The organism is Streptomyces sp. NPDC051976 (assembly GCF_040680795.1).
Taxonomy (GTDB): domain Bacteria; phylum Actinomycetota; class Actinomycetes; order Streptomycetales; family Streptomycetaceae; genus Actinacidiphila.
The window spans coordinates 33518-59839 of the sequence record NZ_JBFAXL010000054.1 but is presented as its reverse complement, the minus strand read 5'-3'; the positions used below and the strand labels follow the sequence as shown (position 1 = coordinate 59839).

The window sequence follows — 26322 nt, the reverse complement described above, 5'->3', positions numbered from 1 at the left end:
AGAACCCCCGTCCCTTCGCCTGGACGAAGAGCGCTGACGAGATCCTCGAACGCCTCGCCTCATATCTTGATCGAATTCCTGGCGCAGGACACTAGCCGCCCGGCACGACGAGGACAAGCTCTTCCACTTCCACGTCGACCCCGAGCTGTGGCGTACCGGCGTGGGCAGCGCGCTGCACCGCGCCTGCGTGTCGGCCTGGCAGGACGGCGCCCTGACCCTGGCCCGGCTGGAGGTCTTCGGCCCGAACGCCCGCGCCCGCGCCTTCTACGCCAAGCAGGGGTGGACCGAGGACAGCCACGAGGACGACCACGTCACCATGGTGCTGCGGATTCCCGAGCGGGCGCCGTTCCTGACCGCGATACCGAAGCTGATTCCCGAACCGGGCGCGGAGTAGCGGCCGATGACCGACGGGGGAGCGGTCACCGACGCGCTGGAGTCACTGCTGGTCGAGGGCGGAGCGGGCCGAGAGGTGCTCGCGCCCGGACTGGTGGCGGCCGTCGGCGAGCAGCGGCTCGACGAGGTACTGGAGGCCACCCACGGGCGGATCGGACCCGTCCACCGGGTCGTGGAGTCCGCCGAGCACGGCTGGGTGGTCGAGGGCGAGCGCGGCCGGGTACCGGCCTGGGGAAGGGTCGGCCCCGACGGGCGGCTCACCGGCCTGATGATCAGCGCGGGCGTGATCCCGACCGGCGGCCGGGTGCGCCGCGTGCTCAAGGCCGTGCCGTCCCGGGTGACCGACGTGCTGTACCTGGCCCCGTTCCTTCCGGCCGTCGCGTGCTGGACGGCCGCCACCGTCTCCGGCTTCCTGTCCTCGCTGGCGCTGCTGGCACTGGTCTGGGTGTCGGTCCTCGGCTGGGGCGTCGCGGCGATGTTGCCCCGGCCCGCCTCCGCACTGCTGTCGGCGGCCACCGCCACCGCGCTCGCGGCCGTCTGGCGGCTGCCCGGCCTGCCGTTCGGGCACTTCGGCGTCGGCGAGGCGATCGTCCCGCTGGGGCTGGTGGCGGCGCTGCTCGCCGTGGCCCGCGCCCGCCGCCACGACTGGGACGCCGCACTCTCCCAGCCGCTGCGCTTCCCGCTCAGCGGCACCTGGTACGTGGCGCAGGGCGGCGGGCGGATGATCAACCACCACGCGCCCTTCCCCGACCAGCGCGGTGCGGTGGACCTGGTCAGGCTCGGCGCCGAGGGCCGCCGCCGAACCGCCCGCGACACCGCTCTGACCTCCTACGCCGCCTACGGCTCCGCCCTGACGGCGCCCTGCGACGGCGTGGTGGTCGCGGCCGTCGACGGCCTGCCCGACGAGGTCCCCGGGCGCCCCCGCTACGGTCCGCCGGAGGGCAACCACCTGCGCATCGACACCGGCCACGAGACCGTACTGCTCGCCCACCTCAAGCCCGGCTCACTCCGGGTGGCCTCCGGCGACACCGTACGGGTCGGACAGCACCTCGCGGACGTCGGCAACTCCGGCAACACCACCGAGCCGCATCTGCACCTGCACGCCGAACGCGACGGCCGCGGACTCGACCTGCGCTTCGCCGAGTTGGGCGACCGCCGGCTGTGGCGGGGCCGCCGCATCACCGTCTGACGCCGGACGCCGCTACGAGCCCAGCGGTGTGAGGGTGCCGCCGGTGGTGAGCGTGCCGGTGAGGGTCGCGCGGGTGCCGCGCGGGGCGCGGGCGGTGAGGAACGGGCCGTGCGCGGTGGCGCGCGCACCGCCGGTCGCGGTGATCCGGGCGACGTCGCGGCTCCCGGCGGCGAGCAGATACCAGTGCCCCGCGGGCGACTTCCACATCACACCCGCCATCACATGCTGCCCGAAGCGGCTGCACGCGTTGCCGTCCGTCTGCTCACCGACGAGTGTGCCGGGTGTGGAGGGCGCGGCGCCGGGGGAGAGGAAGGCGGCCGCCGCGTACCCGGGGCCGCGCCAGGTGTCGGCACGCTCGCAGGTCCACGACGCCTCCCCGGCGCCCTCCGGCAGCGCGGTGCGGGCGAACTCCCAGTCGTTGACCGACCGCACGCCCTGGCCGCGCAGCGCGCCGAGCCGGCACGCGCTGTGCGCCCAGCTGACCAGCGCCTGCGGCCCGGTGGCCTCCCGCGGCTGCCGGGCGGGGGCGCCACCACCGGGCGGCGGGGTGTAGGTGAGGTGCACCGGGGTCAGTTCGCCGAGATCGGACAGCAGGAAGGTGTGCTGCTCCACCACCCGTGCCGACGAGCGCAGTTGGAGCACCGGCCAGGTGCCGCCGCAGCTCCCGGCCGCCGCCCCGGCCCCCGGTGTCTGCACCGGGTCCGTCACCCCGTCCGCGTCCCGGTGCAGCGGGCTGCCCAGCCGGTCGGGCCGCAGCAGGTCGCGGGTCTGCGCGTCGGCGACCCAAGGGGCGGTCAGATAGCGGGCGTTGCCGTCCACCCGTTCCAGCACGACCGCGGCCGCCGTGGTGATGTCCGCGTCCTCGACCCGCGCGAACTCCAGCGCGGCCCGCCCGCCGCCGTGCCGCGGCTGCGCGTAGCGGACGATCCGCAGCCCGTCGTAGAAGAGCACGACGGTGGTGGCGTCCACGTCCCCGGCGAAGAGCAGTTGCGGCGGCTGTACGGGTCCGGTGCGCGGTGTGCCGGGGGTGGCGGAGACGTCCACGTGCGTGCTCGGGTCGGCCCAGACCGCCAGCGCCCGGCCGAGCAGCGCCGCGTCGGTGGTGCGGCCGCCGCGCGCGGGCCACGCGGTGAAGTCCATCCGGGAGGTGGCCGCCCACGCCTGTCCGGCCGGGTGCACCAGCGCCGCCGGGTCGAGTGCCCGGCTCCGGCCGGCGGCGGACGCGGGCGGCCCCGAGGCAGCGTACGGCTGGGCGCCGCCGCCCGCGCTCGCCAGCCCCGCGGCGGCCAGCGTGACCGCCACCGCCGCCGCGACCAGCCCGATCCTGGCCCGCTGCCTGCGCCGCAGCAGGTCGGTGGGCCGCACCTGGAGCGTGCACGGGTCGAACTCGCCGGTCGCCAGCAGATGCCGGGCGCCGTCCACACCCGCCGCGGCCCGCAGCGCCGCCCGCGGGTCGGCCGCGCCCGCCGCCGCCAGCACGGCATGGGCGGCCCGCTCGTCCAGCTCCTCGACGCCGCGCAGCGCGAACGCCGCCCGGGCCTGCGGCTCCAGCTGCGCGAGCGCCCGGTCCAGGGCGAGTTCCTCGCTGCCGCCCGCCCGGGGATGCAGCCGCACCCCCACCACCTGCGGCAGCGGCGACCCGGCCGCCGCCGCCAGCGCCGTACGCACCCGCCGCCCGCCGCCACCGCGTCCGTACGCCAGCGCGCCGCGCAGTACCTCGCACCGCAGCAGTGCGTATGCCGCCCCGCCACGCGGTCCCGGGACGGCCGGTGTGTCCTGGTGCGGCGTGCGGCGGCCGCGCGGCAGGGACCGCTGGACGAGCCGGTGCGCGGTCAGCACCCTGCGGTGCTTGCCCAGATCGGCGGGGAGCGTCAGATACGCCAGCCGCACCAGCCGCGGGTAGTGCTCGACGAGCACCGCCTCCGCCTGCTCCACCTCGACCGCGGCCCCGGTCCCCGAAGGTACGGGGCCGGGGCCTGGGTCGAGGTCGTCGTGCGCGGGCGGGGTGTTCGGCCGGTGCGTGTCCACGCTCCGTCAAACGAGTGGTTCATCCGATGGTCACTCGAACCGGCCGCGGCCCGGCCGTCGCTCATGCCCGCCGAGCCCTCGGCGGGCGCGGCGGACCGGGATCAGACCAGTCCGGCCTTCTCCAGCGCGGCGCCGCAGGTGTCCACGATCAGCCGGGTGACCACGTACGGGTCGACGTTGGCGTTGGGGCGGCGGTCCTCGATGTAGCCCTTCTGGTCCACCTCGACCTGCCACGGGATGCGCACCGAGGCGCCGCGGTCGGAGACGCCGTAGCTGTACTCGTTCCACGGGGCGGTCTCGTGCGCGCCGGTCAGCCGGGCCTCGACGCCCGCGCCGTAGTGCTTGATGTGCTCCAGCGGCTTGTCGTCGCGGCCGAGCGCCTCGGCGGCCTCGATGATCGCCTCGTAGCCCTCACGCATGGCCTTGGTGGAGAAGTTGGTGTGCGCGCCGGCGCCGTTCCAGTCGCCCTTGGCGGGCTTGGGGTCCAGCGTCGCGGAGATGCCGAAGTCCTCGGCGGTGCGGTAGAGCAGCCAGCGGGCGACCCACAGGTGGTCGGAGACCTCCAGCGGGCTGAGCGGGCCGACCTGGAACTCCCACTGGCCGGGCATGACCTCGGCGTTGATGCCGGAGATGCCGATGCCCGCGGCCAGGCAGTTCTCCAGGTGCTTCTCCACCACGGGGCGGCCGAAGATCTCGTCGGCGCCGACACCGCAGTAGTAGCCGCCCTGGGGGGCCGGGAAGCCGTTCTCCGGGAAGCCGAGCGGGCGCGAGCCCTGGAAGAAGGTGTACTCCTGCTCGATGCCGAACAGCGACTCCTGGTCGGCGAACCGCTCCGCGACCGCGCGCAGCTCGGCGCGGGTGTTGGACTCGTGCGGGGAGCCGTCGGTGTTGAAGACCTCGCACAGCACGAGGACGTCGTCGCCGCCGCGGATCGGGTCGGGGAAGGAGGCGACCGGCTTGAGTACGCGGTCGGAGGCGTGGCCCTCGGCCTGGTTGGTGCTGGAGCCGTCGAAGCCCCAGACCGGCAGCTCGGCGCCGTCGGCCAGGACGCGCGTCTTGGAACGCAGCTTCGCGGTCGGCGCGGTGCCGTCTATCCAGATGTACTCAGCCTTGTAGGTCACGGGGGCGCCATCCTTACCGAACAGTCTTCGCGGGTGCGGCCGAGCTGCGCTGATCGAGCCGAGGGCAGCGTCGCAGGAACGTTTTTCTCGACTGTTGCCCGTGTGTTAACCCGATGTGAACACGGCTGTCCGGGGCCCCTCCGGGGGCCTTACGGAGGCGGCTAGGCTGCGGGTATGCCGCACACCACCGTGGAATACTCCGGCGTCCTCGCCGACGCCTTCGACCGGCCGGGGTTCGCCAAGGACCTGCACTCGGCGATCGTCTCCGTCGCCGACGGACGGGCCGGAGGGTGCAAGACGCGCTTCGTCCGCCAGGACGAGATGTACATCGCCGACGGCTCCCCGCACTACGCCATGGTCCACATCGAGATCGCCCTGCTCTCCGGCCGTACCGCCGAGACCAAGCGGGCGCTCAACCAGGTCGTGCTCGACCTGGCCCGCGAGCACACCGAGGCCACCCCGCGACTGGAGGTGCAGTTCTCGGTGAACATCCGCGATCTCGACCGCGAGACGTACCTCGGCCACACCGAGCCGCGCGCCGGGGACGCGTAGTGCCGGCGGCCGCGGGAGCCACCCTCCGCGTCGGGCTGCTCGGTACCGGGCCCTGGGCGCGGCGTGCCCACGGACCCGCGCTCGCCGCGCACCCCCGGGTGGAGTTCACCGGGGTGTGGGGCCGCAGGCCCGAGGCGGCGGCGGAACTGGCCGAGGAGTTCGGCACGCGGGCGTTCGACGACGTGGACGCGCTCATCGACGCGGTGGACGCCGTGGCGATCGCGCTGCCGCCCGGCCCGCAGTCCGCACTGGCGGCCAGGGCCGCGGCCGCCGGCCGCCATCTGCTGCTGGACAAGCCGCTGGCGACGACGGTCGCCGAGGGGCGGGCGGTGGTCGAGGCGGTGGAGCGCGCGGGCGTACGGTCCGTGGTCTTCTTCACCCTGCGCTTCGACGCCCGGCCCGCCGAGTGGATCGAGCGGCAGGCCGCCGCGGGGGAGTGGTACACCGGCCGCGCCGACTGGTTCGGCACGGTCTTCGGCGGCGGCGAGAGCCCGTACGCCGACTCGCCCTGGCGGCGGGAGAAGGGCGGGCTGTGGGACGTCGGCCCGCACGCGCTGTCCGTACTGCTGCCGGTGCTCGGCGACGTCACGGCCGTCACCGCGGCCCGCGGCCCCGGCGACACCGTCCACCTGACGCTCCGCCATGAGGGCGGCGCGTCCAGTACGTCGGCGCTGACCCTCACCGCCCCGCCCGCCGCGGGCGGCGTGAGCGTCGAACTGCGCGGCGCCCAGGGCGTCGCCACCTTCCCCACCGATGCGGGCGGCCCGCCGGACGCCTCCTTCGGGCGCGCCGTCGACGCACTGCTGAGCGGCGAACCGCACCCCTGCGACGTCCGGTTCGCGCTGCGCGTCACCGAGATCCTGACCGCTGCGGAGGACGCGCTGGAGGGGGCGGCGGGGGAGGCGTAGATCGCGTCAACCCCCGTGACCGCAAAGGATCAGACGGCTCGGCCGCACGACCCCTTCCGGCCTTCCTGGGCGGTGTCTATCGTCGAAGGCATGAGGCCTGCGGACTGGTGGTCGATAGAGATCCTGGACGCCGAGCACGCGGTGACCTCCGCCGAGGCGTGGCGTGACGCGTACGCGCAGACGCTCGCCGAGTCGGCGGTCACCAACGGCGCGGTGTCGTGGAAGTGGTTCGCCTACGACTGGGGTGTCGTCCTGGAAGTGGCGTTCCCCGACGAGCGCGCGTGGCAGCACTGGCGCTCCCTGCCCGGTACGCAGGCCGCGCTCGACGCGGTGCCCGACCCGCTGAGCGGGCTGCTGGTGCACCGCGGGCACGGCGGCGCGTCCGGCAGCTATGTCCCCCGGGCGCCGCGGATCGCACCGGGCGCGGGGCACGAGGCGCTGCCGGAGCCCGTGCCGCCCGCCGAACTCCTGGGCCCGCTGCAGACGGTGGGCCCGGTCGTCACCGCTCGGCCGTTGACCGGCTGACCCACCGGGACTGTTACCTGTTCGCCGGGTTGTCACACCAGGTGCTCTGTGTGCGGCCTGTGGGGCGGACGGTAGGCTTGCGGCGCAGACATAGAGGTTATGCCGCGTGCCCCGCCAGGCTCGGGCCTGTGAGAAGGCAGCATGCGATGAGCCTGAAGTTCCCCGCGCCCCGCGACGGGTCGGCGCCCCCCGCCGCCACCGCGCAGCCCGGGTCCGCCGAGTCCGCCCCGGCCGTCGGCGCGAACCCGGCACCGACGCCCGCACCGCCCGCCGGGCGCCGCGAACCGGTCCGGCTGCGCGCCCTGGACGGACTGCGCCTGGTGGCCGCCCTCATGGTGTGCTCGTACCACTTCGTGGACCGCGGCGGCAGCGCCTTCGGCCGCCCCATGCAGCACGTCTTCCCGCACCTCATGCGGCCGTGCTCGTACGGGCCGCTCGGCGTGCACTACTTCTTCATCATCAGCGGCTTCGTGATCTGCATGAGCGGCTGGGGACGCAGCGTCAAGGACTTCGCGATCTCCCGGATCATCCGGCTCTACCCGGCGTACTGGGCGGCGATCCTGCTGGTGGCCGTGATCTTCCCGATCGTCGGCTACACGACCGTCTCCCGCACCGACCTGCTCACCAACCTCACCATGCTCCAGACACCGGCCGGCGCCCAGCGGGTGCTCGGCGTCTCCTGGACGCTCTGGGCGGAGCTGCGGTTCTATCTGCTCTTCGCGCTCACCGTGCTGTGGCGCGGGGCGACCCGGCAGCGGGTGCTGGTGTTCTGCGCGGTGTGGACGGTCGGCGCGCTCTACGCGGACTCCTCGGGCCAGCCGTTCCTGAAGCTGGCGCTCATGCCGGAGTACGCGCCGTTCTTCGTCGGCGGCATCGGCCTGTACCTGATCCACCGCTTCGGCCATGACGCGATGGCCTGGGGCGTGGTCGCGACCGGCTTCCTGCTCGGCCAGCACTACGCGGTCAAGGAGATGGTGGCGCCGCCGGGCCTGCACGTCTTCTACCACCGGTCGCCGACCATCGTGATCGCGCTGGTCGCCCTCGGCTTCGCCGCCGTGGCCCTGGCCACCGTGGTGCCGTGGACGGCCCGCGTCAACTGGCGCTGGCTGACCACGGCCGGTGTCCTGACGTACCCCTTCTACCTGGTCCACGAGACCATCGGCCGGGTCGTCACCGACAAGCTGGTCAAGCACACCAGCCTGCCCGACTCCGCGGTGCTGGCGATCGCCGTGATCTCGATGCTGGTGCTCGCCTGGATCGTGCACCGGCTGGTGGAGCGGCCGTTCGCCCCGCGCCTCAAGCGGCTGCTGGTGCGGCAGCTCAGCGGGCCGGGCAGCCCGCGCCCGGCCCGCTGACCTCGGTCGGCCGCCCGGGCGACCGACCGGGCGGCCAGGGCCGCGCCGTCACTCCAGGCCGTTCCAGCCCCAGTGCGGTACGGGGCCGGGCTCGCCCAGGTCGTCGCCCTCCTGCTGGGAGACCGACCGGGCGATCTTCGTCCCCCACTCGATGTACTCGGCGAACCGCTGCTGCACCAGCGCGTCGTCGGGCAGTTCCTTCGCGGCGGTGGCGATCATCAGCTCGGCCCAGCGGGCCCGCTGCTCCTCGGTGATCCGCAGGTGGAGGTGCTGGGAGAGCAGCGCGTGGTGGCCGCCGAACCGCTCGGTGTACTCCGCGGGACCGCCGAAGACCTCGGACAGCCACACCACCACGTGGTCGAGGTGCGCTTGCGTGAAGTTGACGAAGACCGGCTGCAGCAGCGGGTCGACGAGCACCTGGTCGTAGAAGGCGTTGATCAGCCGGCTCAGCGCCTCGGCGCCGCCGACCGCGTCGTAGAAGGAACCGCTGTGGTCACTGCTGTGCTGCTCGCCGGACATGAGATCTCCCTGGCCTGGTGGATGCCGTCAAGGATCACTCCGTACCTCCCTCGGGCGAGCGGATTTCGCGGCGGGCGGACCAAGCGGAGCAGCGGGTTCCGGGAAGAAAGCCGGGGCCGCGCTACTTGTAGCCGACATGAAGGCGATCACTTACACCAGCAGCGGCGGCCCCGGCGTCCTCACCCTCAGCGAGCGCCCGGTGCCGGAACCGGGCACCGGCGAGGTCCGGGTGCGGGTCCGTGTCTCCGGCGTCAACCCGACCGACTGGAAGTCCCGGCAGGGCGCCGACCCGGCGGGCGAACAGGTGCCCAACCAGGACGGCTCCGGCGTCGTCGACGCGGTCGGTCCCGGCGTACCCGGCAGCAGGGTCGGCGAGCGCGTCTGGCTGTGGGAGGCCGCGTGGCGGCGCGCGGACGGCACCGCGCAGGAGTACGTGACGCTGCCCGCGCGCCAGGCGGTGGCCCTGCCCGAGCACGCCTCCTTCGACCTCGGCGCCAGCCTCGGCATCCCCGCGCTCACCGCCCACCGCACGCTCACCGTCGCCGACGGCGGTCCCGAACGGCTGGCGCCCGGCGCCCTCGACGGACGTACGGTGCTGGTCGCGGGCGGCGCGGGCGCGGTCGGCAACGCCGCGATCCAGCTCGCGCGCTGGGCCGGTGCCACCGTGATCACCACGGTCAGCGGCCCCGCCAAGGGCGAGTTGGCGCGGGCGGCGGGCGCGCACCATGTCGTGGACTACCGGGCGCAGGACGCCGCGGCCGAGATCCGCCGTATCGCGCCCGACGGCGTGCACATCGTGGTGGAGGTCGCGCCCGGCGCCAATGCCGCGCTCGATGTGGCGGTCGCCGCGCCGAACGCGGTGGTCGCCTTCTACGCGGACGACCGCGAGAGCGCCGCCGTGCCGGTGCGCGGCTCGATGGTCCCCAACCTCCGCTGGCAGGGCGTGCTCGTCTACACCGTGCCCGCCGCCGCGAAGGACCACGCCGTCGCGGCGGTCTCGGCGGCCGTCGCCGACGGGGAGCTGCGCGCCGGGCCCGAGGCGGGCCTGCCCTTCCACCGCTTCCCGCTGGAGCGGACGGCCGAGGCGCACACCGCGGTCCAGGAGGGGGCGGTGGGCAAGGTGCTGATCGACGTGGCGTGAGGGGGGCCGCGGGCGCGGGGCGGGGTGCTCGGGCGGCCGTGTTTCGGTGCGCGCCGAAACGTCGCGGGGTCATGCTGGGGTCATGACCCCAGCACCCACCCCGCCGCCGAGGGGTACGGGCCGCACCGGCCCGGCCGACCCGGCCGCGCCGCGCCTCGCCGCCCTCGCCGGGCTGCTCGCCGACGAGACCAGGGCCACGGTCTGCCTCGCCCTGATGGACATGCGGGCCTGGACGGGCGGCGAGCTGGCCCGGCTGTGCGAGGTCGCGCCCTCCACCATGAGCGAGCATCTGACCCGCCTGGTGGACGGCGGCCTGCTGGTACGGGAGCGGCAGGGGCGGCACCACTACGTCCGGATCGCCGACCCGGACACCGCCAGGTTCGTCGAGGACCTGGTGGCACGGGTGGCCACCGACGTACGGCGTCCGACCACCGGCGGCCTGCGCGCCCACAGCGCCGGGCGGGCGCTGGCCCGCGGCCGTACCTGCTACGACCATCTCGCCGGGCGGCTGGGCGTCGCGATCACCGACGCGATGACCGGCAGGGGCCTGCTCCGCCAGGACACCGGCTTCGCCCTCACCGACGACGGCGTGCGCTGGCTCACCGACCTGGGCGCCGACCTCACCCGCCCGGCCACCTCGCGCCGCCCCCTCGCCCGCCCCTGCCTCGACTGGACCGAACGCCGCCAGCACCTCGCGGGCATCGCCGGGGCCGAGATCTGCCGCCTCCTCCTCGCCCGCACCTGGGCCACCCGCATCGGCACCACCCGCGCCGTCAAGGTCACCCCCCTGGGCACCGAAGAACTCCACCGCACCCTCGCCATCCCCCCCGAGGCCCTGACCCTCCCCGACTGATCCGGGGGCACCGGGGGGCAGGGCACCCGCCCCCTAGTCCCGCCGGCTCGCCGCCAGGCGTTCTCTTACGGCGGCAGGGGTGCGGCCGAGTTCCGTGAGGAGGGCGGCGGCGGGGTCGGGGTGGCGGGCGGCGAGCAGGGCGAGGAGGAGGTGGCGGGGTTCGATGCGGCGGCCCTTGCGGTCGGCGTCGGCCTCGCGTTTGGCGGCGCCGATCGCGGCGCGGGCGGCGGAGTTGAAGGGGAGGCGGCGGTGGCCGCGGACCGGGGGCGGGGTGAGCGGGCCGTCGAGGTAGATGCCGAGGGAGCCGAGCGCGGCGCGGTCCAGGGAGTCGAGGGCTTCGCGGCCGTCGGCGACGGTGGCGCCCACCGCGCGGGCGGGCGGCGCGGCGGCGTCGTGCAGCAGCGCCAGCAGCAGGTGGTCGGTGCCGATCCGCCGGTCGCCGCGCAGCGTGGCCTCCTCTCTGGCCAGGTCGAGAACGGGCTTGAGGCGAGCGGGAGTTGTGGTGTCGGACATGAGGGTCCTCACTTTCCGTACTTCGCGTGCACCGACTGGCGGGACACCCCGAGGGCGTCGCCGATCTGCTCCCACGACCAGCCCTGCCGCCGCGCGAGCGCCACATGCGCCGCCTCGACCTGTTCGGCCAGCCGGTGCAGGGCGCCGACGGCACGCAGACCGACAGCGGGGTCGTCCGAGTTCATGACCGCGGAGAGACTGATCGAGTCCATGACTGTCAATCTAGACTGACATCTGCCCGAGTGTCAATCCAAACTGACAACCGCCCGCCTCACTCCCACCCCGCCGCGTCCCCGTACGCCCGCGCCGCCGCCACCGCGGCCCGCTCCACCAGCGAGATCCCGGCCTCCTCCGACGGCCGCCCGTCGGACAGCACGCAGATCAGCAGGGTGTGCCCGGCGTAACTGATCCGGCCGACGCTGTTGATGTCCCACAGTCCGGTCGCCGTCCGCCGCAACCACCCGTTCTTCAGGGCGAATCCGCCGCCCGCCGCGGAATCGGCGGCCGACACACCCCAGTTCTGGTCCGCGTCGACCGCGCCCATCAGCGACGCCACATAGGCCCGGGACGCCGCCGAGAGCGCCGAGTGATCGCCGAACACCGCCCGCAGCAGCGCGAGTTGGTCGGCGGCCGTGGTCTGCGTCAGCCCCCACAGCTCACCCGACCCACCGTCGGTGTGCGCGAGCCCGAGCGTGTCGTTCACCGCGTCGAGCCCCGCCGCGCCGCCGATGGTGTCCCACAGCGCCGTCGCCGCGTCGTTGTCGCTGGACTCGATCATCGCGTCGGCCAGTCGCCGCTGCCCGGCGGTCAACAGGGTCCCGGCGCGCTGGTCCTGGAGGAGCAGCGCGGCCAGGATGTCGACCTTCACGATGCTCGCGGTGTCGTACGTGTGCCCGCCGCCCGCCGCGCTGTCGTACACGGCCGCGGCGCCGCTCCCGCCCGCGTCCGTCACCGCGACGGCCAGATTCCCGTCCGTCTCCCCGGCGAGGTCCGCGACCGCCGCGGCCACCGCGCGCTGCGGGCTCTTCCCGGTCGCGGGTGCCGCCTTGGTGGCCCGCGGCGTGACCGTCGCGGTCGCCTTCGGAGCCGTCTCCGTGGCGCTCGGCTTCACCGTGACCCGCGGCGTCACCGTCGCCGACGGCGTCGGCGTCGCGGACGCCCCCGTCGGCGCGCTCCCGGCGTCACCGTGCGCGGACGGCGACTGGACGACCGTGGCGAGGGTGAGCACCGCCATCGCCGCGAGCGCGGTGAAGGACACCAGCGTCGGCCGTACCCACCACCGCGCCCCGCGGGTGCCGCGGGCGTCCCACGGCCCGGCCACTATCGGTTCCTCGCCCTCCCGGGGCTGCCACTCGTCGTCCATGGCCCGACGCTAGGGAGGGAGCCTGGGGTTCCCCTGAGGTCCGGATATCAATCGCCTGAGAGTGTGCTCGGACACCGGCGCACGGTCCGCGCCATCGAGAGCACATCACTTCTTGCGTCTCTTCTGTCAATTATTTCGCTTGCTGCCACAAGTATTGCGCTGTGGTGTCCACGTCATTACGATCCTCCGCACCAGACTTCCCGCCCGCTGCTCACGACCCAACAACCACGCGGCTGCCGGGAGTTGACAGCCGATCGGAGGAGTCCAGATGGGTGTCACACGCCGGGTGTTCCTGGGAGCCGTCCTCGCGGGGACCGCAGCGGGAGCAGTAGGCGCCACGGAGTTGGCGACAGCGGCCGGCGCGAGCGCGGCCAGCGCGCCGGGGGACGTCGTCGGCAAGGTCACGGTCGGCTACCAGGGCTGGTTCGCCTGCGTCGGCGACGGCGCGCCGATCAACGCCTGGTGGCACTGGAGCCCCAACTCCGGTCAGCCGCCGTCCCCGTCCAACACCGGCATCGTCGCCTGGCCCGACGTACGCGAGTACACCCGGACGTATCAGACCGGCTACGCGCACCTGGGCAACGGCCAGCCCGCCACGCTCTTCTCGTCGTACGACCAGCAGACCGTCGACGTCCACTTCCAGTGGATGCAGCAGAACGCCATCGACACCGCCGCCCTCCAGCGGTTCAACCCCACCGGCGGCGAAGGCCCGACCCGGGACGCGATGGCGGTCAAGGTGCGCAGCGCCGCCGAGGCGCACGGCCGGAAGTTCTACGTCATGTACGACGTGACCGACTGGACGAACATGCAGTCCGAGATCAAGACGGACTGGACCAACAAGATGAAGGCGCACACCGCCTCGTCCGCCTACGCCAAGCAGAACGGCAAGCCGGTGGTGTGCATATGGGGCTTCGGCTTCAACGACGACAAGCGGCCCTGGGCGCCCGCGCCCTGCCTCGACGTCGTCAACTGGTTCAAGTCCCAGGGGTGTTACGTGATCGGCGGCGTGCCCACCTGGTGGCGTACCGGCGACCGCGACTCGCGCCCCGGCTTCTCGGACGTCTACCACGCCTTCGACATGCTCTCGCCGTGGATGGTCGGCCGGATCGGCAACGTCGGCGACGCCGACAACTTCTACAACGTGGCGACCGTGCCCGACCTGGCCGAGTGCGCCGCCCACGGCATCGACTACCAGCCGTGCGTGCTGCCGGGCGCCGTCACCCTGCGGCAGCGCGCCCACGGCGACTTCATGTGGCGGCAGTTCTACAACATGGTCAGAGCGGGGGTGCAGGGCGTCTACATCTCGATGTTCGACGAGTTCAACGAGGGCAACCAGATCGCCAAGACCGCCGAGTCGCAGGCGTGGGTGCCGACCGACTCCGGCTTCCTGGCGCTCGACGAGGACGGCACCGCCTGCTCCTCCGACTACTATCTGCGGCTCACCGGCGACGGCGGCCGGATGCTCAAGGGCCAGCTCGCCCTGACCGCCACCCGCCCCACCCAGCCCGTCGTCTCCGGTGGCGGTGGCGGCAACACCGACCTCGCGCTGCACCGCCCCACCTCGGAGAGCAGCCACACCCAGGTGTACGGCTCCGCCAACGCCACCGACGGCGACCCGAACACCTACTGGGAGAGCGCCAACAACGCCTTCCCGCAGTGGCTGCAGACCGACCTCGGCTCGGCGCAGGGTGTCCGGCGGATCGTCCTCACCCTGCCCCCGTCCGCCGCGTGGGGCGCCCGCAGCCAGACCGTCGCGGTGCGCGGCAGCACCGACGGCGGCACCTTCAGCACCCTGCTCGGCGCGGCGTCGTACACCTTCGACCCGGCGACCGGGAACACCGCCACGCTGACCCTGCCCGCGACGGCCTCCGCGCGCTATGTGCGGCTGGACTTCAGCGCGAACACGGGGTGGCCCGCCGGTCAGGCGTCGGGGTTCCAGGTCTACAACGCCTGACCGCGGTGGGCGAGTTCACCCGCACAGGGCGTGGTCGGTGAGCGCCTCCACCGCCCGGTTGACCTTGTCCTGGTCGATCAGCGCGGTGGTGGTGGTCACCGACACCGTCACCGCGCGGCGGCCGTCGGAGCCGACGGCCGGACGGGAGTACACCCCGATGCCGTCGCCCTCGTGCAGGTAGTAGACGCCACCGCAGGTCAGCGGGATCACCCGCAGGCCGAGGCCGTAGCCGCCCTGCCGGCCCGAGGGCGGCACCGGCAGATCGTCGTACGGCACCGTCTCCGTCATCTGCCGCCACTGCCCGGCGGGCAGCAGCTTGCCCGTCGCCAGCGCGCGGAAGAAGGTGTTCAGGTCGGCCGGGGTGCTGACCACCCCGGAGTCCGCGGTGTGCATGAAGCTGTGCTCGGTCAGGTCGACCGGCACACCGTCCGGGCCGTCCATGGTGATCCGCTCGTGCGGGCCGGTCAGGAACGGGTTCAGCCCGGGGATGTAGGTGTGCCGCAATCCCAGCGGCGCGATGATCCGGTGCTCCACCAGCTCGCTCCAGGAGGCACCGTCGCCGTTCGCCTTCTCCGCGATCATCGCCGCCAGCAGGTAGTTGGTGTTGGAGTACGACCACTGCCGCGGGGTGCCCGCGGGCCCCGGCGTGAACACCGGCCGGTGCTTCATCGCGACGGCGACGAGCTGGGCGGGCGGTGTGGCGTTGTAGCGGTTCTCGTCGAAGTGGTTCAGCAACTGGTCCTGGAGCACCGGGTCGGCGAGGTACTCGAAGACGCCGCTGGTCTGCCGCAGCAGGTCGCGTACGGTGATCCGCGAGCCGTCGTTGCCGTTGCCGTCGACCACTCCCGGCAGCCAGTGCTCGACCGTGTCGTCGAGCGACAGCCGTCCCTCCGCGACGAGTTGGAGCACCACGACGGCCGTGAACGTCTTGGTGGTGCTCGCCACCCGGAACTCCGGGTCCCACGGCACCGGCGCCGTCGACCCGCGCCCCGCGGTGCCGTACCGCGCCCGTAGCGGCCCCTGCGGGGTGTCCAGCCGGGCGGCCACGTTCACGTCGCCGCCGCCCGCGGCCCGTACCGCGGCCAGATCCCGCCGCAGGTCGGCAGTGCTGTATCCGCCGTGCGCCGCCGTGCTCCGCGCCGGGCCGCGGCCCTGGTCCTGCCGCTGGTCGTGCCCGGCCGCCTGCGCCCCCGCGGGCAGCAGCACCGCCAGCGCGGCGGCGGTGACGACCGCCGCCGCCACGACGGTGTTGCGGCGCGCGCGTGACCTGGTGATCCCCATGACGTACTCCCCGTTCTCCCCGAATGCCGTGCGGAACACGTCCAGTCAAGTCCTCCGGCGATCACCGGAACATGGAGGTGCCACCCAGCCCGGGGGTGGGGACAACCCCCGGGCCGCGGAGCACCCCTACCGGACGGGGAGTTCGACGGGGTCGGGGAGGGCCTTGAGTCTGCTCACCGGGGAGACCAGCAGGCCCGCCACCACCGCGGCCGAGGCGATCGCGGCGACCGTCAGCGCGCCCCTGGCACCGATCGCGCCGGAGAGGAACCCGGCGAAGAGACTGCCGAGGGCGCCGCCGCCGAACAGCAGGGTGCGGAAGACCGCCGTCATCCGCCCCATCATCGACTGCGGGGTGCTGGTCTGCCGCAGGCTGACGATGATCACGCCCGCCACCCCGAGCCCCAGGTACGTCACGAAGAAGGAGGCGACGAACAGCCCCACCATCAGCGGCCGGGGACCTGCCGCCACCACGATCAGCGACGGGCCGAGCAGCAGCGCCGACTGCGCCACCAGGTAGACCCGGCCGAGCGCGAAACGCCGGATGACCCGCCGGGAGACCAGCGCGCCGATCAGCCCGCCGACGGACGAGGTGGCGAAGATCGCGCCGAGCGTGGCCGAGCCGAGGCCCAGGTCCCGGGTGCCGTAGAGCAGGAACATCGTCCACACCGTGACCATCGAGAAGTTGCAGCAGAAGCCGATCAGCGCCAGCCACCGCAGGATCGGGTCACGCAGCACCCAGCGCAGCCCGTCGCGCAGTTCCGGCAGCAACCGCCGCTTCACCGCCGGGGGTTCGGGCCGCGGCTCGCGGGTGCGGACCAGCAGCAGCGACACCACGGAGACCAGGTACGAGGCGGCGTCCACGGCCATCGCCACCGGCGCGGTGAGCGCCGAGACCAGCACACCCGCCAGCCCCGGCCCGGCCACGTCGGCCGCCGACGAGCTGACGCCCATCTTCGCGCCGGCCTCGACGTAGTGCTCAGGGCTCTTCACCAGCGTGGGCACATAGCTCATCCAGTTCACGTCGAACACCACCGACGCCACCCCGATCGCGCAGGCCAGCACCAGCAGCGTCGGCAGGTTGAGCACGTCCAGCCCGTAGAGCACCGGCACCAGCGCGATCAGCACCATCCGGGCCAGGTTGGCGCCGAGCATCACCGGCCGCCGCCGCACCCGGTCGGTCCACACCCCGATCAGCAGCGCCAGGCCGATGTACGGGGCGAGTTGCAGGAACCGCAGCAGGCCGACCTGCTCGTCGGTGGCGTCGAAGGCGCGGATGGCGGTGAGCGGCAGCGCGAGGGTCGTCACCTGGGTGCCCAGCAGCGACACGGTCTCGCCGAGCCAGAACCTGAGGAAGTCGTGGTTCTCCCGCAACCGCGCCCCGCCCGCCGCCGACCCGCCTTCGCGCGCCCGGGACGCCAACGGGGCGGTCATCGCACGCCCCTTACGGATCCCGCGAGTTCGGCCACGCCGGCCGCGACCGTGTCGACCTCCTCCTCGGTGTTGCAGCAGTGCGGTGAGAGGCGCAGACACCACTCGACGTCGACCGGGTACTGGCCAACCGACTGGCAGGCGTCGACCAGGTAGAGCGGCCCGCAGCCCGCGTTGTTGAAGTGGACCACCGACGCGCACCCCGGGGTGTCCTTCCGCAGCGCCGCGACGTCGTCCGCGGTGAGGAGCGGTCCTCCACTGAGGGGAAAAGCGCTATCCTGTATTCTCATGTCAGACAGTAGCAGTATCGCCTCGCTGGTCGCGAGCCTCCAGGCGCGGATCGCCGACCTCGCGCCGGGGGACCGGCTGCCCAGCAGCCGCGAACTGGTCGCCCGCTACACGGTCAGCCCGGTGACGGTCTCCCGGGCCTTCGCCCAACTCGCCGCCGAGGGCATGGTGGTGACCCGGCCGGGCGCGGGTACGTTCGTGGCGCCGCGCCGGGTGCGGCCGGGTCCGGCCGCCGCGGACACCTCCTGGCAGGCCGTGGCGCTGGCCGGGCGTGAGAGCGACGCCGGTCTCGGCGCGGCGGTCGAACCCTCGGCGCCGCTGCCCGAGGGCACCCTCGCGATGGCGGGCGGCTACCCGCACCGCTCGCTCCAGCCGACCCGCGCGCTGTCCGCCGCGCTGGCCCGTGCCGCCCGCCGCCCCGACGCGTGGGACCGCGCCCCGGTCGCCGGTCTGGCCCCGCTGCGGGCGATCTTCGCCAAGCAGGCCGGCGGGGACGTCACCGCCGACGACGTGCTGGTGACGGGCGGCGGCCAGGGCGCGCTGTCCATGGTGTTCCGGGCGGTCGCCCCGCCCGGCTCGCCGGTCCTGGTCGAGTCGCCGACCTACCCGGGCGCGCTCGCCGCCGCCCGCGCGGCGGGCCTGCGCCCGGTACCGGTGCCGATGGACGCCGACGGCCTGCGCCCCGATCTGCTCGCCGACGCCTTCGCGATGACCGGCGCCCGGCTGCTCTACTGCCAGCCCGCCTTCCACAACCCGACCGGCGCCGTCCTCACCGCCGAGCGCCGCCGCCAGATCACCGATGTGACGCGCGCCGCCGGGGCCTTTCTGGTCGAGGACGACTTCGCGCGCCACCTCGGCCACGGCGGCCCCGTACCCCGCCCGCTGGTCGCCGACGACCCCGACGGCACCGTCATCCACCTGGCCTCGCTCACCAAGCCTGCCTCCCCGAGCCTGCGGATCGGCGCGCTCGTCGCCCGCGGCCCGGTGCGGATGCGGCTGCGCGCGATCCGGCTGGTCGACGACTTCTTCACCGCCCGCCCGCTCCAGGAAGCCGCCGTCGAACTGGTCAGCACCCCCGCCTGGAACCGCCATCTCAGCGCCCTGGCCACGGCGTTGCGGGAACGCTGCGCGGTGCTCGCCGGGACTCTGGCGACGGCGGCGCCCGATTGGCAGATCACCCGTATCCCGGCCGGCGGCCTGCACCTGTGGGTACGGCTGCCGTCCGGCGTGAGCGAGGCGGCGGCCGTGGAGGCGGCCCGCGCCCACGGCGTGGCCGTCGACGCGGGCCGCCGCTACTTCCCGGCGGAACCCGCGGGCGCCTTCCTCCGTATCGGCTTCGCCGCCACCGAGGACGCGGCCCACCTCACCGAGGCGGCCCGCCGCCTGGGCCTGGCGGCCGCCGACTGCGCGCCCCCGGCTCCGTGACCTGCCGGGGGCCGCGCTGCGGCGGCGCGGTTCAGTGGTCCGAACCCGCCAGTGCCGTCTCGTCGACCAGGCCGGTCTTGATGGCCGTGACGACCGCGCTGGTCCTGTTGGTCGCGTCCAGCTTCTGCAGGATGCTGCTCACCAGCCGCTTGGCGCCGTGCTCGGAGATCCGCATCCGGCGGCCGATCTGCTTGTTGCTCAAACCGCTGACGAGCAGCAGCAGCGCTTCGTTCTCCCGTACGGTCAGCGTCACGCGGCGCTTGGGCGCCACCGAGACCGCGGCCTGCCGGATCAGGGTGCGCCCCAACTCCCGGGGGATCGCCAGCTGATCGGCGGCGAGCTGGTGCAGCGCGCGGCCCAGCCCGTCGGCGGTGAGGTCCTCCCGGACCAGATAGCCGTCGGCCGACAGCCGCGCGATCCCGTCCGCCTCCTGCCGCTCCACCACCAACAGCAGCCGCAGCGAAGGCTGTTCGTCCCCGCCGGCGACCAGCCGCCACAGCCGGTGCCGCGCACCGCTGAGGATGACCACGTCGGGGGTGAACTCCCGCACCCTCCCGACGAAGTCGAACTCGTTCGTCGCGCGGTAGATGTCGATGTCGGGGGTGAGATCGGCCGCGAGGTCCGCCAACTCCGTGTGGAGTGCGGGGTCCTCGGCGAAGAACACCGCGCGCAGGCAGTTGCGCCGCGGTGCCGGTTGCAGGTGTGTGAGATGTACTGCTGTCATGACATGTCCGCCCGTGTGTCGTCCAGAGAGACCAGCGCTCCGGCCTGTCCCCACAAGCCGGTCAACCACTGCAACGCGATGCCGCCCCCTCGTGACCTGAGGGGACCGGCGGTCGGAGCGCCTACGGGCCTGGGCGCTTCGGTTCGCGGTATTTCCTGACGCTAATGTGACGAGACGTTACCAACGCCCTTCCTGGACCGTCAACCACCCCTGGACAATGCAAGGTTGAATCCGCAATCGTCTCGCGGTCATCACAACTCGCCCAGGGGCCGCGCTACTTGAGCAGCCGTGACATCCGCCGGTCCGCCAGCGGCTTGCCGCCCGTCTGGCAGGTGGGGCAGTACTGCAGTGCCGAGTCCCGATACGACACCTCGCGGATCGTGTCCCCGCAGACGGGGCACGGCTCGCCCTTGCGCCCGTGCACCCGCAGCCCGCTCTTCTTCTCCGCCTTCAGATCGCGCAGCGCCAGTCCCTTCGAGCGGGCGATCGCGTCGGCCAGCGTGCTGCCGATCGCCGTGTACAGCCCGGTCACCTCGTCCTCGGTGAGCTTGGCGGCCAGCTTGAACGGCGACATCTTCGCCGCGTGCAGCACCTCGTCCGAGTACGCGTTCCCGATCCCGGCCAGCACGCTCTGGTCGCGCAGCACGCCCTTGATCTGCCGGCGTTCCCCCGCGAGCAGCGCGGCGAACGCCTCCCGCGTGAAACCGTCCGAGAGCGGGTCGGGGCCCAGCCGCGCGATCCCCGGCACCGCGGCCGGATCCCGTACGACGTAGACCGCGAGGTGCTTCTGCGTCCCCGCCTCCGTCACGTCGAACCCCGCCCCGTCCTCCGGCTCGCCCAGCCGCACCCGCAGTGCCAGCGGACCCTTGCCCGGCCGCGGCGGCGCCTCCGGCAGCGCGTCGCTCCACCGCACCCAGCCCGCCCGCGCCAGATGGATCACCAGATGCAGCTCGCCGGTGACCAGGTCGAGGAACTTTCCGTGCCGCGTCACCGCCTCGAAACGGCGTCCCTGCAGCGCCTCCACCGGCGGGTCGTACGTCTTCAGCGCGGCCACCGAGACCGGATACACCCGCGCCACGGTCCGGCCGGCCAGCCGTCCGTCCAGAAAGGCGCTGAGCGACTCGACCTCCGGCAGTTCGGGCATACCCCCAGTCTGCCTCCGTGGCGGTTTTTTCCAATACCGGCCCGCCGGGCGGATGGCACCCTTGCCGCGTCCCCGCCTGACGAAGGGAGCACATCGTGTTGCGTGCGGCTCGTACGGGCCTCGGATTCGAGAGGGGCACCCCGTACTACTGATCCAGCCCTCAACCGAGCAGGGCGCTGGTCACCCGCCCCGGCAGTCGGCCAACGGGCCTGGCCGACGAAGGGTGCAGCAGGTGACCGGCGAACTCGGAAGGGCTGCGCCCGACCATCGCTCTGAACTCCCGGTTGAAGTGCGCCTGATCGAAGAAGCCGCAGTCCGCGGCGATCGTGCTCCCGCTCTCGCGCTCGGCCACCAGGTCGAGCGCGCGGCTGAGACGGAACACCCGGGCGATCTTCTTCGGCGGCAGACCGATCTGCTCGCGGAAGCGGGTGCACAGATGGCGTTCGCTCCAGCCGATCCGGTCGGCCACCCCGGCCAGGGACACCGCTCCACCGCTGCGGCGGAGCGCGTGCCACGCGCTGACGACCTGCGGCGCCGGCTCCGCCCTGGCGGCTGCCCGGCGCAGCAGGAAGGCGTCGAGAACGGCGAACCGCGCTCCCCAGCTCTCCGCGCAGGCCAGCCGCTCCTCCAGCTCACGGCCGTCGGCACCGAGCACATCGGGCACCGGCACCACCAGCTCGCGCAGATCGCTCATGGGCATGCCCAGCACACGGTAGGCCGCCCACGGGGTCATGATGACCTCGACCCCGCGCATCGAGCCGTTGTGGCGCCCGATGGTCGCCGTCGTGCGCGGGCCCTCCATCAGGGACTGGTACGCGGAGTACGACGGCCGCCCGACGGCCTGGGTCAGCCAGACCGGGGCGTCGAAGTTGACCACCAGCGAGACCGTGCCGTGCGGCAGCTCCAGCCGCTGCTGGACGCCCCGCAGGTCCAGCGCGAAACCGCGGTACGAGCGGACCCCCGGACGCAGCCGCCGATCCGGCAGCTCCGTCACCAGCCGCCATGACCCGTCAACCGCCGCCAACTCGTCCACGCGTCCCCCCGGGGCGTGAGTAGTTCCGGTGCAGGAGTTCCAGGACCTTCAGGAGCTTCAGGAGTACGGGTCAACTCTCCCAGAAACCGCACCGGGCCGTCGGCCGTTCCCGGGGGAACAGCCGACGGCCCGAAGGAGATCCAGGGGAGCGGCTACCCGCTCCGGCCTGGGGTCTTCCTAGATGTCGAAGTACAGCTCGAACTCGTGCGGGTGCGGGCGGAGCTGGATCGGGGCGATCTCGTTGGTGCGCTTGTAGTCGATCCAGGTCTCGATCAGGTCGGAGGTGAAGACACCGCCGGCCTGGAGGTACTCGTTGTCGGCCTCGAGGGCGTCGAGGACGGCCGGGAGCGAGGTGGGGACCTGCGGGACGCCCGCGTGCTCCTCGGGGGCCAGCTCGTAGAGGTCCTTGTCGATCGGCTCGGCGGGCTCGATCTTGTTCCGCACACCGTCCAGGCCCGCGAGGAGCAGGGCCGAGAACGCCAGGTACGGGTTGGACGACGGGTCCGGGGCGCGGAACTCGACGCGCTTGGCCTTCGGGTTGGAGCCCGTGATCGGGATACGCATCGCGGCCGAGCGGTTGCGCTGCGAGTAGACCAGGTTGACCGGGGCCTCGAAGCCGGGCACCAGGCGGTGGTACGAGTTCACCGTCGGGTTGGTGAAGGCCAGCAGCGACGGGGCGTGCTTGAGGATGCCGCCGATGTAGTAGCGGGCGGTGTCCGACAGGCCCGCGTAGCCCTGCTCGTCGTAGAAGAGCGGCGTGCCGCCCTGCCACAGCGACTGGTGGACGTGCATGCCGGAGCCGTTGTCACCGAAGATCGGCTTGGGCATGAAGGTCGCGGTCTTGCCGTTGCGCCAGGCGACGTTCTTCACGATGTACTTGAAGAGCATCAGGTCGTCGGCCGCGGCGAGCAGCGTGTTGAACTTGTAGTTGATCTCCGCCTGGCCCGCGGTGCCGACCTCGTGGTGCTGGCGCTCGACCTGGAGGCCGCTGGCCTCGAGCTGGAGGGAGATCTCGGCGCGCAGGTCGGCGAAGTGGTCGACCGGCGGGGCCGGGAAGTAGCCGCCCTTGTAGCGGACCTTGTAGCCGCGGTTGTCCTCGACGGCGCCGGTGTTCCACGCGGCCGCCTCGGAGTCGATGTGGTAGAACGACTCGTTCGCGGACGTCTGGAAACGCACGCTGTCGAAGACGTAGAACTCCGCCTCGGGACCGAAGTACGCCGTGTCGGCGATACCGGTGGAGGCGAGGTACGCCTCGGCCTTCTTCGCCACGTTCCGCGGGTCACGGCTGTACTGCTCGCCGGTGATCGGGTCGTGGATGAAGAAGTTGATGTTGAGCGTCTTGTCCTTGCGGAACGGGTCCACACGGGCGGTCGACAGGTCGGCGCGCAGCGCCATGTCCGACTCGTGGATGGCCTGGAAGCCGCGGATGGACGAACCGTCGAAGGCCAGCTCCTCGGTCGGGTCGAACGTCGAGACCGGGACCGTGAAGTGCTGCATCACGCCGGGCAGGTCGCAGAACCGGACGTCGACGAACTTGACGCCCTCGTCCGAGATGAACTTGTTGACGTCGTCGGCGTTCTGGAACATCCAACTCCTCCTAGGCCCGGCCCCCGGGGGTCGGGTTGGCAACGAGAGGTGCGGCCAGTGCGGTGGCGCACACTGCCCCGACCATAGGGATCAGGGATTTCTCCAGCATGACCCATTTGTTTCGCGGAGGTTAACCGCGACGCCGCGAGGGTGACGTCCGCCCTGTACGGATGGGCCGGGCGGGGGGTTACCGTGGTCAGGTGGACAACAGGGAAGTAATGGGATCGTGGCTGTCGGGCCCCCGCGCCACGGCCGAGCAGATGGGCGTGGAGTTCGGGTACCGCGGAGAGCGGCTCGGACTGCCCAAGGAGGGGCCGGGATCGATCGCTCCGACCGGCCGGCGGCTGGCGGCGGTGTTCATCGACTGGATGCTCTGCCTGGTGATCGCATACGGCCTGCTCGCGCACGGTCACTTCAACGGGTCCAGTCCGTGGACACTCGCGGTGTTCGCCGTCCTCAGCGTGCTGACCGTGGGCACGATCGGCAGCACCCCCGGCAAGCGCGTCATGCGGCTGCGGGTCGTACGCCTGGACGGGACGCGGCTCGGGCTGCTCGCGGTGGCCGTCCGCACCGCGCTGCTGGTGATCGTGGTGCCCGCCCTCATCTGGGACCGCGACACCCGCGGGCTGCACGACAAGGCCGTCAACGCCGTCGAGATCAGGATCTGAGGCACAGCGCGGCACGAAGCACGGCACGCACACGCTCGGCGCAGACAGGCGGGGCCCGGACCGATCGACTCGATCGGTCCGGGCCCCGCCGGGTCCAGCATGGTCAGTGGCCGTGTCAGCGGCCCCTCGGCATCCGCATGCCCTTGGGCATCGGGCCCTTCGGGATGGGCATGTTGGTCATCAGGTCACCGAGCGCCCGCAGCCGGTCGTTCACCTCGGTGGTCTTCGGCCCGGCCAGCACGCGCGGCAGCCGCAGCAGGGTGGTGCGCACCTTCTTCAGCGGCAGCTCACCCTCGCCGTTGCCGACGATGAAGTCATGGACCGGCACGTCGTAGACGACCCGGGCCACCTTCTTCTTCTCGGCGGCCAGCAGGCCCTTGACCCGGTTCGGGTTGCCCTCGCCGATCAGCACGACACCGGCCCTGCCGACCGCGCGGTGCACCACGTCCTGGCTCTTGTTCATCGCCACCGCCGGGGTGACGGTCCAGCCGCGCCCGACGTTCTGCAGGACGGCCGCGGCCGCTCCCGGCTTGCCCTCGAGCTGCCCGAACGCCGCCCGCTCCGCGCGGCGGCCGAAGACGACCGCCATCGCGAGGAAGGCCAGCAGGAAGCCCAGGATCGCTGCGTAAATGGGGTGACCGATCAAGAAGCCGAGGGCGAGGAGGACACCGAAGGTGACGATTCCCACAGCCGCTACGACAAGTCCGACCTTGGAGTCGGCCTGCCTGGTCATCTTGTACGTCTGGACGATCTGCTTCAGCCGTCCAGCGCTCTCGGAGCTCTCGGGTGTTTCCTTCCTCGCCATGGGGCAAAGGATACGTGGCCAGCACCGCGGCCGTCACCGCGGTGGACGGTAGCGGTACCCGCGATCGGCACCGGGGCCCGTCCGGGCCGGGCGGCGCTCAGTCGGGCAGTGCGGTGCCGCGCAGGCCGCTCTGCATGGCGTCCATCGCGTACTGGGCCTCACGGCGGTCCCTGGCCCGCTGCCGGTCCTCGACGACGGCCGCCCAGGCGTTGCGGCGGGCGGTCTGCTGGCCGCCGCGCATGAGGAACGACTCGACGGCGCGCAGCGCCACCGACGGGCGCGGCGGCAGGTGCGGAAGAGGGGAGGTCGACGCGGTAACGGTGACTGACTCGGACGACATGGCGGCCCCTTCACGGGCGGCGAGAAGCGCAAGGATGTGCGTAGGACCAGGGTCGCCACATTGTGTTACCAGCCGGTGACCACTCGGTCAATCTCGCATGAAAGCCTTGATCGCGCCGCATGGCGCCCCGCCAGGTCACTCGCCCGGCGGGGCCTCCTCGCGGGTGAGGCGACTCACAGCGCGGGCGTCACCGCGAGTCGCTCGCCGTCCCGCAGCCGCTTGTCGACGGCCTGCTGGAAAAGCCGTCCCGCGCGGTACGACGAACGCACCAGGGGACCGGACATGACGCCCGCGTAGCCGATCTCCTCGGCCTCTTCCTTCAGCTCCACGAACTCCGCCGGCTTCACCCAGCGTTCCACCGGATGGTGGCGCACGGACGGACGCAGGTACTGGGTGATGGTGATCAGCTCGCAGCCCGCGTCGTACAGGTCCTGCAGCGCCTGGCTGATCTCCTCGCGCTCCTCGCCCATACCCAGGATGAGGTTGGACTTGGTGACCAGACCGGCCTCGCGGGCGCGGGTGATGACCTCGAGGGAGCGCTCGTAGCGGAAGCCGGGGCGGATCCGCTTGAAGATCCGCGGCACCGTCTCCACGTTGTGCGCGAGCACCTCGGGGCGGGCGCCGAAGACCTCGGCGAGCTGCGCGGGCTCGGCGTTGAAGTCGGGGATGAGCAGCTCGACCTTGGTGTGGCCGCCCTCGCGGGCCGCGGTCATCGCGTGGATCTGCCGGACGGTCTCGGCGTACAGCCAGGAGCCGCCGTCCTCCAGGTCGTCGCGGGCGACGCCGGTGATGGTGGCGTAGTTGAGGTCCATGGTGACCACGGACTCGCCCACCCGGCGCGGCTCGTCCCGGTCGAGGGCGGCGGGCTTGCCGGTGTCGATCTGGCAGAAGTCGCAGCGCCGGGTGCACTGGTCGCCGCCGATCAGGAAGGTGGCCTCGCGGTCTTCCCAGCACTCGTAGATGTTGGGACAGCCGGCCTCCTGGCACACGGTGTGCAGGCCCTCGCTCTTCACGAGTTTCTGCATCTGGGTGTACTCGGGGCCCATCTTCGCCCGGGTCTTGATCCACTCGGGCTTGCGCTCGATGGGGGTCTGGCTGTTGCGGACCTCCAGGCGCAGCATCTTGCGTCCGTCGGGTGCGACTGCGGACACGACCGGCTCCCTAAAGCTGAGATTCTGCCTGCGG

26 protein-coding genes and 1 pseudogene are annotated in these 26322 nt (G+C 72.7%); 11 read left to right on the top strand and 16 right to left on the bottom strand.

Annotation, left to right across the window (positions count from 1 at the left end):
* Positions 1-115: 115 nt before the first annotated feature.
* Positions 116-394, top strand: a pseudogene (locus tag AB0M29_RS36085) (GNAT family N-acetyltransferase); the annotation flags it as partial.
* Between the two features lie 6 nt (positions 395-400).
* Positions 401-1582: a M23 family metallopeptidase gene (locus AB0M29_RS36080; protein WP_365390727.1), complete on the top strand. Its 1182-nt coding sequence runs from the start codon at positions 401-403 to the stop codon at positions 1580-1582.
* 12 nt (positions 1583-1594) lie between these two features.
* Here the strand turns inward: AB0M29_RS36080 and AB0M29_RS36075 are convergent, their stop codons facing one another.
* Positions 1595-3610, bottom strand: a complete 2016-nt coding sequence (locus tag AB0M29_RS36075; protein WP_365390725.1) for a hypothetical protein — start codon at positions 3608-3610, stop codon at positions 1595-1597.
* Positions 3611-3711: 101 nt separating this feature from the next.
* Positions 3712-4731 carry a glutamine synthetase gene (glnII, locus tag AB0M29_RS36070; RefSeq protein ID WP_365390723.1) on the bottom strand — a complete coding sequence of 340 codons (1020 nt, stop codon included), beginning with the start codon at positions 4729-4731 and terminating at the stop codon, positions 3712-3714.
* A gap of 174 nt (positions 4732-4905) precedes the next feature.
* On the opposite strand from glnII, the gene AB0M29_RS36065 reads away from it, so the two are divergent.
* The 4 genes from AB0M29_RS36065 (at position 4906) to AB0M29_RS36050 (ending at position 8071) form a co-directional block, all read left to right on the top strand.
* Entirely contained in the window at positions 4906-5283 is a 378-nt protein-coding gene (locus tag AB0M29_RS36065; protein ID WP_365390722.1) for a 5-carboxymethyl-2-hydroxymuconate Delta-isomerase, read from the top strand.
* Positions 5283-6191, top strand: a complete 909-nt coding sequence (locus tag AB0M29_RS36060) for a Gfo/Idh/MocA family oxidoreductase (RefSeq protein ID WP_365390720.1) — start codon at positions 5283-5285, stop codon at positions 6189-6191. Before AB0M29_RS36065 ends, AB0M29_RS36060 begins: the two co-directional genes overlap by 1 nt.
* Before the next feature lie 90 nt (positions 6192-6281).
* Positions 6282-6716, top strand: coding sequence for a hypothetical protein (locus tag AB0M29_RS36055; RefSeq protein WP_365390718.1), 435 nt, complete (start codon positions 6282-6284; stop codon positions 6714-6716).
* A 146-nt stretch (positions 6717-6862) separates the two neighbouring features.
* Positions 6863-8071, top strand: a complete 1209-nt coding sequence (locus tag AB0M29_RS36050; RefSeq protein ID WP_365390716.1) for an acyltransferase — start codon at positions 6863-6865, stop codon at positions 8069-8071.
* A gap of 48 nt (positions 8072-8119) precedes the next feature.
* Here AB0M29_RS36050 and AB0M29_RS36045 read toward each other — a convergent pair whose 3' ends face one another.
* The gene (locus tag AB0M29_RS36045) at positions 8120-8590 is read right to left on the bottom strand and encodes a group II truncated hemoglobin (RefSeq protein ID WP_365390714.1); all 471 of its coding nucleotides are present in this window, start codon (positions 8588-8590) and stop codon (positions 8120-8122) included.
* A 136-nt stretch (positions 8591-8726) separates the two neighbouring features.
* Between AB0M29_RS36045 and AB0M29_RS36040 the strand changes: the two genes are divergently transcribed.
* A complete protein-coding gene (locus AB0M29_RS36040; protein ID WP_365390713.1) occupies positions 8727-9731 on the top strand; it encodes an NADPH:quinone reductase in 1005 nt (334 codons plus the stop codon).
* 82 nt (positions 9732-9813) lie between these two features.
* Positions 9814-10584 carry a winged helix-turn-helix domain-containing protein gene (locus AB0M29_RS36035; RefSeq protein ID WP_365390711.1) on the top strand — a complete coding sequence of 257 codons (771 nt, stop codon included), beginning with the start codon at positions 9814-9816 and terminating at the stop codon, positions 10582-10584.
* 33 nt (positions 10585-10617) lie between these two features.
* Here AB0M29_RS36035 and AB0M29_RS36030 read toward each other — a convergent pair whose 3' ends face one another.
* The 3 genes from AB0M29_RS36030 to AB0M29_RS36020 are packed head-to-tail and all read right to left on the bottom strand — an operon-like array spanning position 10618 to position 12460.
* The gene (locus tag AB0M29_RS36030) at positions 10618-11097 is read right to left on the bottom strand and encodes a Clp protease N-terminal domain-containing protein (protein ID WP_365390709.1); all 480 of its coding nucleotides are present in this window, start codon (positions 11095-11097) and stop codon (positions 10618-10620) included.
* 8 nt (positions 11098-11105) lie between these two features.
* Positions 11106-11309: a helix-turn-helix domain-containing protein gene (locus AB0M29_RS36025; protein ID WP_365390707.1), complete on the bottom strand. Its 204-nt coding sequence runs from the start codon at positions 11307-11309 to the stop codon at positions 11106-11108.
* A 59-nt stretch (positions 11310-11368) separates the two neighbouring features.
* A complete protein-coding gene (locus AB0M29_RS36020) occupies positions 11369-12460 on the bottom strand; it encodes a serine hydrolase (RefSeq protein WP_365390705.1) in 1092 nt (363 codons plus the stop codon).
* 268 nt (positions 12461-12728) lie between these two features.
* Between AB0M29_RS36020 and AB0M29_RS36015 the strand changes: the two genes are divergently transcribed.
* On the top strand, positions 12729-14414 hold the full coding sequence (locus AB0M29_RS36015; protein ID WP_365390703.1) for a discoidin domain-containing protein: 1686 nt from the start codon (positions 12729-12731) through the stop codon (positions 14412-14414).
* Between the two features lie 15 nt (positions 14415-14429).
* Here AB0M29_RS36015 and AB0M29_RS36010 read toward each other — a convergent pair whose 3' ends face one another.
* The 3 genes from AB0M29_RS36010 to AB0M29_RS36000 form a co-directional block, all read right to left on the bottom strand.
* Entirely contained in the window at positions 14430-15734 is a 1305-nt protein-coding gene (locus AB0M29_RS36010) for a serine hydrolase domain-containing protein (RefSeq protein WP_365390701.1), read from the bottom strand.
* Between the two features lie 87 nt (positions 15735-15821).
* Positions 15822-17126 carry an MFS transporter gene (locus tag AB0M29_RS36005; protein ID WP_365390699.1) on the bottom strand — a complete coding sequence of 435 codons (1305 nt, stop codon included), beginning with the start codon at positions 17124-17126 and terminating at the stop codon, positions 15822-15824.
* The gene (locus AB0M29_RS36000) at positions 17123-17413 is read right to left on the bottom strand and encodes a hypothetical protein (RefSeq protein ID WP_365390698.1); all 291 of its coding nucleotides are present in this window, start codon (positions 17411-17413) and stop codon (positions 17123-17125) included. Before AB0M29_RS36000 ends, AB0M29_RS36005 begins: the two co-directional genes overlap by 4 nt.
* Between AB0M29_RS36000 and AB0M29_RS35995 the strand changes: the two genes are divergently transcribed.
* Positions 17412-18836 (top strand): PLP-dependent aminotransferase family protein, encoded by a 1425-nt coding sequence (locus tag AB0M29_RS35995; protein ID WP_365390696.1) that lies wholly within the window; start codon positions 17412-17414, stop codon positions 18834-18836. The two genes, AB0M29_RS36000 and AB0M29_RS35995, sit on opposite strands and share 2 nt — an antisense overlap.
* Positions 18837-18867: 31 nt before the next feature.
* Here the strand turns inward: AB0M29_RS35995 and AB0M29_RS35990 are convergent, their stop codons facing one another.
* The 4 genes from AB0M29_RS35990 to glnA all read right to left on the bottom strand — a co-directional run bounded on the left by AB0M29_RS35990 (position 18868) and on the right by glnA (position 23324).
* Entirely contained in the window at positions 18868-19560 is a 693-nt protein-coding gene (locus tag AB0M29_RS35990; RefSeq protein WP_365390694.1) for a LuxR C-terminal-related transcriptional regulator, read from the bottom strand.
* Between the two features lie 274 nt (positions 19561-19834).
* A complete protein-coding gene (locus AB0M29_RS35985) occupies positions 19835-20704 on the bottom strand; it encodes a DNA-formamidopyrimidine glycosylase family protein (RefSeq protein WP_365390692.1) in 870 nt (289 codons plus the stop codon).
* Between the two features lie 160 nt (positions 20705-20864).
* Complete coding sequence (locus AB0M29_RS35980; protein WP_365390691.1) at positions 20865-21737, bottom strand: helix-turn-helix transcriptional regulator; 873 nt, start codon at positions 21735-21737, stop codon at positions 20865-20867.
* 177 nt (positions 21738-21914) lie between these two features.
* On the bottom strand, positions 21915-23324 hold the full coding sequence (glnA, locus tag AB0M29_RS35975) for a type I glutamate--ammonia ligase (protein WP_365390689.1): 1410 nt from the start codon (positions 23322-23324) through the stop codon (positions 21915-21917).
* A 200-nt stretch (positions 23325-23524) separates the two neighbouring features.
* On the opposite strand from glnA, the gene AB0M29_RS35970 reads away from it, so the two are divergent.
* A complete protein-coding gene (locus AB0M29_RS35970; protein ID WP_365390687.1) occupies positions 23525-23992 on the top strand; it encodes an RDD family protein in 468 nt (155 codons plus the stop codon).
* 115 nt (positions 23993-24107) lie between these two features.
* Here AB0M29_RS35970 and AB0M29_RS35965 read toward each other — a convergent pair whose 3' ends face one another.
* The 3 genes from AB0M29_RS35965 to lipA form a co-directional block, all read right to left on the bottom strand.
* Positions 24108-24797: a DUF4191 domain-containing protein gene (locus tag AB0M29_RS35965; RefSeq protein ID WP_365390685.1), complete on the bottom strand. Its 690-nt coding sequence runs from the start codon at positions 24795-24797 to the stop codon at positions 24108-24110.
* Between the two features lie 97 nt (positions 24798-24894).
* Positions 24895-25137 (bottom strand): hypothetical protein, encoded by a 243-nt coding sequence (locus AB0M29_RS35960; protein ID WP_365390684.1) that lies wholly within the window; start codon positions 25135-25137, stop codon positions 24895-24897.
* A 173-nt stretch (positions 25138-25310) separates the two neighbouring features.
* On the bottom strand, positions 25311-26288 hold the full coding sequence (gene lipA / locus AB0M29_RS35955; RefSeq protein ID WP_365390682.1) for a lipoyl synthase: 978 nt from the start codon (positions 26286-26288) through the stop codon (positions 25311-25313).
* Positions 26289-26322 lie beyond the last annotated feature (34 nt).